This window comes from Bradyrhizobium sp. P2_E8 (assembly GCF_056403875.1).
Genome location: NZ_JBFUES010000539.1, coordinates 1 through 8407, shown reverse-complemented (window position 1 = coordinate 8407; position 8407 = coordinate 1). Strand labels below are relative to the sequence as shown.

Below are 8407 nucleotides of genomic sequence, written 5' to 3'. Positions count from 1 at the left end.
GTTCCCGGTCGATGCGAGGACCTTAGCGCGCCCGGTTCGGAAACCGCTTAAAAAGGCTGGTTAACCCAGCGTCACCGCGGCTCATGATTGACAAGACCTTGGCGCGCATGATTGACGAGACGTTGCGCCGAAGTCGCGAATCTGAGCTTTTGGCGGGCTGAAAATGCTTGAAGTCCGCGCTACCAGGGCACATCTGTGGGTTCCGGTCCCGAACCCCGCCCCAACAGGATTTCGTTTGTGAACCCTTCACCAAGCTCGACGCTTTCGCCCAAAGCCAATAGTGACCTGTTCGATCAGTCCGCGCTGTCCGATCTCGCGCAGCGGTTGGTCGAGGCGGCGAGGCGCGCCGGCGCCGATGCGGCCGATGCGGTCGCAGTGCGCGGCGTCTCGCAAGGCGTCGAGGTGCGCGACGGACGTGTCGAGGAATCCGAGCGGTCCGAGGGCGACGATGTCGGCCTGCGCGTTCTGGTCGGCCAGCGCCAGGCGGTGGTCTCGACCAACGACGTCAGCGGCGATGCCGTGACCAAGCTCGCGGAACGCGCGGTCGCGATGGCGCGCGTCGCACCTAGCGACAAATATGTCGGCCTCGCCGATCCCGTGCTGCTCGCGCGCGACTTCCCCGATCTCGATCTGCTCGATCCCGATGTGCCGGCCACCGCCGAGCTCGAGCGCCGCGCGCTCGAAGCCGAGGCTGCGGCGCTCGCGGTGAAGGGCGTGACCAAGTCCGGCGGCGCCTCGGCCTCCGCCGGCATCGGCGGCATGGTGCTCGTCACCAGCACCGGCTTTCACGGCTCCTATCTGCGCTCCAGCCAGGGCATCTCGGCCACCGCGATATCGGGCGAGGGCACCGGCATGGAGCGCGACTACGATTTCACCTCGGCGCCGCACGGGGCCGACCTGCTGTCGCCGGAGATCGTCGGCCGTTCCGCCGGCGAGCGCACCGTGGCGCGCTACAATCCGCGCAAGGTCGAGACCTGCAAGGTCCCGGTCGTGTTCGATCCGCGCGTTGCGGGCTCCCTGGTCGGCCATGTCGTCGGCGCCATCAACGGCGCCTCGATCGCGCGCAAGACCAGCTTCCTGAAGGACAAGCTCGGCCAGCAGCTGTTCGCCAAGAACATCCGCATCATCGACGACCCCTTGCGCAAGCGCGGCCTGCGCTCGCAGACCTTCGATGCCGAAGGCGTCGCGGTGAAGCAGACCGCGCTGATCGACGAGGGCGTGCTCACGACCTGGCTGCTTGATTGCGCCACCGCGCGGGAGCTGGGCCTTGCCACCACCGGCCACGCCCATCGCGGCGTCTCGTCCTCGCCCTCGCCCGGGCCGTACAATCTGCATCTCGAGGCCGGCACGCCGACGCCGGCCGAGCTGATCGCCGACATCAAGCAGGGCTTCTACGTCACCGACCTGATCGGCTCCGGCGTCAACGGCGTCACCGGCGATTACAGCCGCGGCGCCTCCGGCTTCTGGATCGAGAACGGCGAGATCACCTATCCCGTCAGCGAGGTGACGATTGCGGGCCACCTGTTCGAGATCTTCAAGTCGATGCAGCCCGCCAACAATCTCGAGTTCCGCTACGGCATCAATGCGCCGACGGTGCGCATCGAGGGTTTGACGCTTGGCGGACGCTGACGCGAACTCTCTCGACGCGACGATCCTGACCCGCGACGCGGCGCTGCTGAAGGACACGGTGCGGGAAGCGGGCGCGCTCGCGCAGTCGATGTTCCGCACCGAGCTGAAGACATGGACCAAGGGCGCGTCCTCGCCGGTGTCGGAAGCCGACATCGCCGTCAACGACCTGCTCGAAGCGCGCCTGCGCGGTGCCACGCCCGACTATGGCTGGCTGTCGGAGGAGAGCGCCGACGATGCCACGCGGCTGTCGCGGCGGCTTGTCTGGGTGGTCGATCCCATCGACGGTACGCGCAACTACCTGGGCGGCCATGACGACTGGTGCGTCAGCGTGGCGCTGGTCGCGGACGCCGCGCCGGTGCTGGCCGCGGTGTTCGCACCGACCAGCGGCGAGTTCTTCTTCGCGGCGCGGGGCCAGGGCACGCTGCTCAACGACAAGCCGGTGCGGGCGACGCCCGGGTCAACGCTCGATTTCTCCCGCATGGCCGGCCCCAAGCCGATGGTCGAGCGGCTGAACAGCTCCGGCGGCGACATCAAGCTGCACCCGCGAATCGGCTCGCTCGCGCTCCGACTCTGCCGGGTCGCCCATGGCGCGCTGGATGCGGCTTTTGCGGGCGGCAACAGCCATGATTGGGACCTTGCGGCGGCCGATTTGATCGTGCAGGAAGCGGATGGTAGGATGAGCGACCTCTCCGGAGATCCCATCCTCTATAACCGCCGGGAAGTGGCGCACGGGGTGCTGGTGGCAGCGGGTCGCGATCGTCATGCGAGCATTGTCGCGCATTTTCGAAATCGTCCCTTGCCCTGAGCGCTTTCGCTGTGCTTGTCGAACACTGCTTTGCCGGGCAGCCCGTTAGGAACAGAACCCATGCCAGATAGTGCCCCGCAACAACTGCTCCATCTCGTCATCGGAGGCGAACTGCTCGATCTCGAGCACAACACCTTCAAGAACCTCGACGACGTCGAGATCGTCGGCCTCTATCCGAACTATGCGTCCGCTCACGTCGCCTGGCGCGCCAAGGCGCAGAGCACGGTCGACAACGCGCAGATGCGCTACTTCATCGTCCATCTCCACCGGCTGCTCGACCCGAATCAAGAAACGAAGGCGCGTTGAAAAGGCTGCTTCGCAATACGCTGCGGAGCAGCTTCGTTCAGCGTGCCGTCGGGGTCCTGGCGGCCGAATATCTGCGTCTGGTCTGGCGGACCAACAAATTCACGTTCAATCCGCCCGACGTCTATGACATCGTCGAGCCGCAGATCCCGGCGATCTTCGCCTTCTGGCACGGCCAGCATTTCCTCACCCCGTTCATCAAGAACAAGGACTGGTACAAGGCCAGGGTCCTGATCTCGCGGCATCGCGACGGCGAGTTCAACGCGATCGCCGCCGAGCGGCTCGGCATCGGCACCATCCGCGGTTCCGGCGACCATGGCGGCGCCTTCCACCGCAAGGGCGGCGTCGGCGCCTTCAAGGAAATGGTGCGGACGCTTCAGGACGGTTGTAATGTCGCCCTGACCGCCGATGTCCCCAAGCGCTCGCGCGTGGCCGGGCTCGGCATCATCATGCTGGCACGGGAATCGGGGCGGCCGATCATGCCTTTTGCGATGGCGACCAGCCGCTTCATCCGGCTCAAGAACTGGGACCGCACCACCATCAATTTGCCATTCGGGCGGGGCGCATTGGTCGGGATCAAGGAAATCCACGTTCCGCCGGACGCCGACGCCGCCATGATGGAAGCGCTGCGGCTGGAGCTGGAGGAGACGTTGAACGAGGCGACCCGGCGCGCCTATGCGCAGCTCGGCCGCCCGGGGCCGGAAGATGCCTGACACGCTCCCGATGACGCTGCGGATGTATCAACGCCTGGCCTCCGGCCTCGTGCCGCTCGCGCCTGCGCTGATCAAGCGGCGGCTGAAGCAGGGCAAGGAAGATCCCGCGCGCGTCGGCGAGCGGCGCGGCCTGTCCCGGGACGTGCGGCCGCATGGTCCGCTGGTCTGGATCCACGGCGCCAGCGTCGGCGAGGTGCTGGCCGCGGCGGCACTGATCGAGCGCCTGCGCGATCTCAATTTGCGCATCCTGCTCACGTCGGGCACCGTCACTTCGGCCGCGGTGGCGGCCAAACGTTTCCCGCCCGACGTCATCCACCAATACGTGCCGTATGATTCCCCGCGCTATGTCGCGCGCTTCCTCGACCACTGGAAGCCGTCGCTGGCGCTGTTCATCGAATCCGACCTGTGGCCGAACCTGATCCTGGCGGGCGCAACGCGACGGGTGCCGATGGTGCTGATCAACGGGCGGATGTCGCCGCGCTCCTTCCCGCGCTGGCAGCGCATGTACGGCACCATCTCGGCGCTGCTGTCGCGCTTCGACATCTGCCTCGCGCAGTCCAAGACCGATGCCGAACGCTTCTCCGCGCTCGGCGGCCGCGACGTCCTCACCACGGGCAATCTCAAGCTCGACGTGCCGGCGCCACCGGCCGATCCCGCCAAGCTCGAACGGCTGATGGCGATGACGCGCGGGCGGCCGATCATCGTCGCGGCCTCGACCCATCCGGGCGAGGACGAGATGCTGGTGGCGGCGCATCGCAGCCTCGTCGGCTTCTTCCCGCAGCTCCTGACGGTGATCGTGCCGCGCCATCCGGATCGCGGCTCCTCGATTTCGGGCCTGATCACCGCGTCGGGCCTGAAGCCGGCGCTGCGCTCGCGCGAGGAGCTGCCGACGGCGACCACCGATGTCTATGTCGCCGACACCATGGGCGAGCTCGGCCTGTTCTACCGCCTCTCGCCGATCGTGTTCATGGGCGGGTCGCTGATCCGCCATGGCGGCCAGAATCCGATCGAGGCGATCAAGCTCGGTGCTGCCATCGTCCACGGTCCGCACGTCTTCAACTTCGCCGACGTCTACGAAGCGCTCGATGCGAGCGGCGGCGCGCGCCAGGCCGACACGCAGGAGCTTCTGGTCAAGCAGCTCGGCCAACTCCTGGCCGATCCCGCCGTGCGCGACAAGCTGCAGCACGCAGGCGCAGGCGTGGTCGAGCAGCTCGGCGGCGCGCTGGAGCGCACCATGACCGCGCTCGAGCCGTATCTGCTGCAATTGCGGATCGAGATGGGAGCCGCCAATGCGTGAGCCGGCCTTCTGGTACCGGCCGCGTTCCCCACAGTCCCAAACCTCGACGGCGTCGCGCTCGCCAAATCACAAGGCGCCACCGTGATCCTGATGGACGACGGCTTCCAGAACCCGCGTCTGCTGAAGGATACCTCGTTGATCGTGATCGACAGCGAGCGCGGCATCGGCAACGGCAACGTGTTTCCCGCCGGTCCCCTGCGCGCGCCGCTGAAGGCCCAGCTCGCGCGCACCGATGCGCTGGTGCTGATCGGCGACGGCCGTGCCGCCAACGACGTCGCCGCCGAGCTTGCCAAGCGCAACAAGCCCGAGCTGCGCGCGCGCCTGAAGCCGGATGCTGCCTCGGTCGCGCAGCTGCTCGGCAAGCGGGTCTTCGCCTTCGCCGGCATCGGCGATCCCGGGCGCTTCTTCCGCACCCTGCGCGCCTGCGGCGTCGAGGTCGTGCGCACGCGTTCCTTCGCCGATCACCACGTGTTCTCGCCCGAGGAGATCGCCACGCTCGCGGCGGACGCCCGGCGCGAACAGCTCACGCTGGTGACGACGGAAAAAGACATCGCGCGCCTGCGCAGCCACGAAGGCGTGCCCGACGGCATCGTGCCGTTCGCGGTTCAGCTCGAATTCGATGACCCGGCAAAGCTGCGGCAGTTGATCAGCGACCATCTCTACAAGGCGCGCGAGCGGCGGTTCGGCAGGCGATGATTTTGCAGGGCGGGCAAAGCTGCTCCGCCGTAGCCCAACACCGCGCGCCATTGACCGGGCGACATGTCGCGGCCGATGAAGTCTCTTCCGCACATTCGGGAGTTGATGTAGCCTTGCATGAGAGCCGTCACCGGGACGTGCCGAACTCCCGGCAATCATCGGCGGCGCCCAGGTAGCGGCCTGCGATCGCGGCTCGGCAATCAGTCATGCTCACCACGCTCCAACGGCCATCAATCCGATAATGGTCAGGCACGAGACGCAGGCCACCATGACAGTATAGCATTCGGGTGTATTCATTGCTTGCTCCCAAACTGCTGCCAATTGTTTGGCCACTGCTACGCGGGAGAGATCGCCGGTCCTGGGGCCGATTCAATTCGGCACGCCGCGACCGGTCTTGCGTTGTGCGTCCGTCCTCTCATCGTCACCCTGATCCGCAGGATGATAATGCGCTTCGAGAGCTTCGGCGCGTTCAGCTGCGATCAGAAGCTGTTTCCGCATTTCAGCGAGGCGGGCGCGGCAATATTCACGATAGAGCAAGTCCAGTATGGTGGGCATGATCACCCCCATCGTTTGGCTTCCGATTTACAGACATTCCACCGCAAATTTTCGAGGTGATCGTAACCCGCCGGATGGCTCTTCGATATGAGCCCGTTCACAGACTGCGCCAATTCCAAAGCTCGATGGCCGTTTGGTTGACTTGATTGTCTGCGCGATAAAAAGAGCAGGGCCAGTTACCTAACATGCAGCATAGCAGCCCTCTGTTTCACCAAGACTTCGTCAAACAACTTAAGGGCGCCGACCCGCAACAAAGAATCCAACCACAGCGCGAAATGACTCACCAGGGAGTGCAAGCACCATGCGATGCAACGCGGATCGGTCGGAGGAGATCATTTCGGAGACGCGCAGTTGAGACGCCGACACATCCATTCCCATGCCTCGCGATAGGCTGCATGGTTCGTGCTTCCCGGCTCGACGAAATCGCTCCACTTTTCTCGGATCACCTTGCGATGGAGTCCGGGAGGTGCCGCTTCAGGACGACAAGGAATGGCTTTCCAGCGTGACGACATCATTCACGCGACATTCATCGCAAAACGCCTATCGGTCTGGGACCGATCAGGAGAATTCGATGAAACTGCCGTCCGCGACCGTCGCCGCCAGCCTTGTGTGTCTGATTGTTGCGCCGGTGTTTGCACAAACGACGCCGCCCGCCGCTTCGACCGGCACGGTGCCGGTTCCCGCGACCAAGCGCGTGACATGCCTCGGCTCGACGCAAAACCTGAAGGGGCAGGACAAGCGCGACCAGCTGCAGCTCTGCATGGCACAGGCGCGGGTCGATTGCCTGAAGCAGGCGATCGATCAGAAGGTCGTCGGCGAGCCCAGGAAGACCTTCATCAAGACCTGCGTGGGCGGCGATGCCACCGAGCAGCAATAGAAGCGCAGGCGCGGCCTCACGGCTGCGGCTTCGGCGCGCCGGGGAAATGCCGCTGCAGCACCGCGGCCGGCGTGGCATAGGCTTCTTGAAGGTCCACGCTCCAGTATTTCAATTCGTCGAGCGGGATCCGCGTGTCGGTGATCGCGCAGCGCACATAGGTCCCCGGCGAGATCACGCGGAAATCGCCGTCGAGATACTGCACCTGCGCTTCGCCATTGCCGGAAGAGCCGAACTTGTTCAGCACACGAAAGTCTCCGTGGAAGGCCTCTCCGTAAAAAAACCTGGAGGGCACGATGTGTTGGACGGGATGTAGCATAGATAGGGCGGCCTGTCCGCCCGGTAAACCCACCGGTTTGTGATGTTTTGTCGCCGTTTTCGCATGATAGTGCTTCGGGCGAAGGATCGTCCCGGCGCCAGCGGCCGGCACCTGATACGGCAGAGTCCGATGCGCCTTCGACTGACCGCCCTGTTCCTGATGCTGCTGATGTCGGCCGCGCGCGCCGCGCCTGCGCCGCAGCAGGTCGAGATTCCGCTGTCGTCCGGCGTCCTGCATGCGCAGCTCTACAAGCCCGAGGGCGCGGGGCCGTTTCCGACCGTGATCGCGCTGCATGGCTGCGGCGGCCTTGGCGGCCATGGTGATCCCGTATTGCCGCGCTATCGCGACTGGGCGGAGCGGTTGCTCAAGGCGGGTAGCGCGGTGTTGCTGCCCGACAGCTACGGCTCGCGCGAGCTTGGGCCGCAATGCCGCGTCAAGGAGACGCACGTCAAGGCGCGGCGCGAGCGTGTCGCCGACGTCGCGGCCGCGCGCGCCTGGCTGATGAAGCAGGCCTGGGTCGCGCGCGACCGCGTCAGCCTCATCGGCTGGGCCAACGGCGCGAGCACGCTGCTGTGGGCGGTGCGCCCGCAGAATGCGACGCGCGACGCAGGCCCGGATTTCCGCGCGGCGATCGCGTTCTATCCGGATTGCCGGATTTCTGCCGGCCTCGGCTGGAGCACGCGGGTGCCGACGCTGGTCTTGATCGGCGCCAATGATGACGTGTCGTCGCCGCCGGCCTGCCGCCAGATGGTCGAGGGTGCGCATGGCCGCAGCGCGCTCGCGCGCATCGTGGTCTATCCCGGCGCCTATCACGATTTCGACCACGCCAACACACCGCTGCACGCAGCTAGCGGCAGCAGCGACGCCGCCGTGCCCGAGCACGGCCATCTCGGCACCGATGCGGTCGCACGCGCGGAGTCGCAGAAGGAAGTCGCGGAGTGGCTGGCGCGGTGATGAAGATCCAGTAGCCCGGATGAGCGAAGCGCCGGGMAGACTGTTCCCGCATATCGCTKCGCTCATGCGGGCTACGAGGCGACGGATTCCCAAGCGGGGCCGCCCGAGGAACAGTTTGAGGCGGACAGCCCCGCATCGACCACCGCCCTGCACGGATAATGGCCGACGGTGAATCTACGGATCGCGCGCGGCGGTGGTTTCAGCTTATGGCGGTGCCATCATTCGACCACGATGTCGGTTAAACGCATCCCACATGCGCAAC

The 8407-nt window shown here is 65.8% G+C and carries 9 protein-coding genes and 1 pseudogene; 8 read left to right on the top strand and 2 right to left on the bottom strand.

The features are described 5' to 3' along the window. The first annotated feature begins 237 nt into the window (after positions 1 to 237). The 6 genes and pseudogenes from AC1D00_RS25910 to lpxK form a co-directional block, all read left to right on the top strand. Complete coding sequence (locus tag AC1D00_RS25910; RefSeq protein ID WP_404552748.1) at positions 238 to 1629, top strand: TldD/PmbA family protein; 1392 nt, start codon at positions 238 to 240, stop codon at positions 1627 to 1629. Next, the gene (locus AC1D00_RS25905; RefSeq protein WP_477012603.1) at positions 1616 to 2434 is read left to right on the top strand and encodes an inositol monophosphatase family protein; all 819 of its coding nucleotides are present in this window, start codon (positions 1616 to 1618) and stop codon (positions 2432 to 2434) included. Before AC1D00_RS25910 ends, AC1D00_RS25905 begins: the two co-directional genes overlap by 14 nt. A gap of 60 nt (positions 2435 to 2494) precedes the next feature. Further along, positions 2495 to 2740: a DUF4170 domain-containing protein gene (locus AC1D00_RS25900; protein WP_011090249.1), complete on the top strand. Its 246-nt coding sequence runs from the start codon at positions 2495 to 2497 to the stop codon at positions 2738 to 2740. Beyond that, a complete protein-coding gene (locus AC1D00_RS25895; RefSeq protein WP_477012602.1) occupies positions 2737 to 3450 on the top strand; it encodes a lysophospholipid acyltransferase family protein in 714 nt (237 codons plus the stop codon). Before AC1D00_RS25900 ends, AC1D00_RS25895 begins: the two co-directional genes overlap by 4 nt. Continuing rightward, positions 3413 to 4747: a 3-deoxy-D-manno-octulosonic acid transferase gene (locus AC1D00_RS25890; RefSeq protein WP_404552754.1), complete on the top strand. Its 1335-nt coding sequence runs from the start codon at positions 3413 to 3415 to the stop codon at positions 4745 to 4747. The genes AC1D00_RS25895 and AC1D00_RS25890 overlap by 38 nt, the downstream gene beginning before the upstream one ends. A gap of 45 nt (positions 4748 to 4792) precedes the next feature. Then, a pseudogene (lpxK, locus tag AC1D00_RS25885) lies at positions 4793 to 5443 on the top strand (tetraacyldisaccharide 4'-kinase); the annotation flags it as partial. A 369-nt stretch (positions 5444 to 5812) separates the two neighbouring features. Here the strand turns inward: lpxK and AC1D00_RS25880 are convergent. Further along, complete coding sequence (locus AC1D00_RS25880; protein WP_235885729.1) at positions 5813 to 6010, bottom strand: hypothetical protein; 198 nt, start codon at positions 6008 to 6010, stop codon at positions 5813 to 5815. Positions 6011 to 6569: 559 nt separating this feature from the next. Here AC1D00_RS25880 and AC1D00_RS25875 point away from each other — a divergent pair. Further along, on the top strand, positions 6570 to 6875 hold the full coding sequence (locus tag AC1D00_RS25875; protein WP_027546030.1) for a hypothetical protein: 306 nt from the start codon (positions 6570 to 6572) through the stop codon (positions 6873 to 6875). 16 nt (positions 6876 to 6891) lie between these two features. Here AC1D00_RS25875 and AC1D00_RS25870 read toward each other — a convergent pair whose 3' ends face one another. Then, on the bottom strand, positions 6892 to 7119 hold the full coding sequence (locus tag AC1D00_RS25870) for a DUF2093 domain-containing protein (protein ID WP_011090242.1): 228 nt from the start codon (positions 7117 to 7119) through the stop codon (positions 6892 to 6894). A gap of 201 nt (positions 7120 to 7320) precedes the next feature. On the opposite strand from AC1D00_RS25870, the gene AC1D00_RS25865 reads away from it, so the two are divergent. After that, positions 7321 to 8145, top strand: coding sequence for a dienelactone hydrolase family protein (locus AC1D00_RS25865; protein ID WP_477012601.1), 825 nt, complete (start codon positions 7321 to 7323; stop codon positions 8143 to 8145). Positions 8146 to 8407 lie beyond the last annotated feature (262 nt).

Excerpts from the sequence above, each read along its gene's own strand:
- AC1D00_RS25900 (WP_011090249.1), top strand. The coding sequence starts at position 2,495 with ATGCCAGATAGTGCCCCGCAACAACTGCTCCATCTCGTCATCGGAGGC.
- AC1D00_RS25890 (WP_404552754.1), top strand. The coding sequence starts at position 3,413 with ATGCGCAGCTCGGCCGCCCGGGGCCGGAAGATGCCTGACACGCTCCCG.
- AC1D00_RS25880 (WP_235885729.1), bottom strand. The coding sequence starts at position 6,010 with ATGGGGGTGATCATGCCCACCATACTGGACTTGCTCTATCGTGAATAT.
- AC1D00_RS25875 (WP_027546030.1), top strand. The coding sequence starts at position 6,570 with ATGAAACTGCCGTCCGCGACCGTCGCCGCCAGCCTTGTGTGTCTGATT.
- AC1D00_RS25865 (WP_477012601.1), top strand. The coding sequence starts at position 7,321 with ATGCGCCTTCGACTGACCGCCCTGTTCCTGATGCTGCTGATGTCGGCC.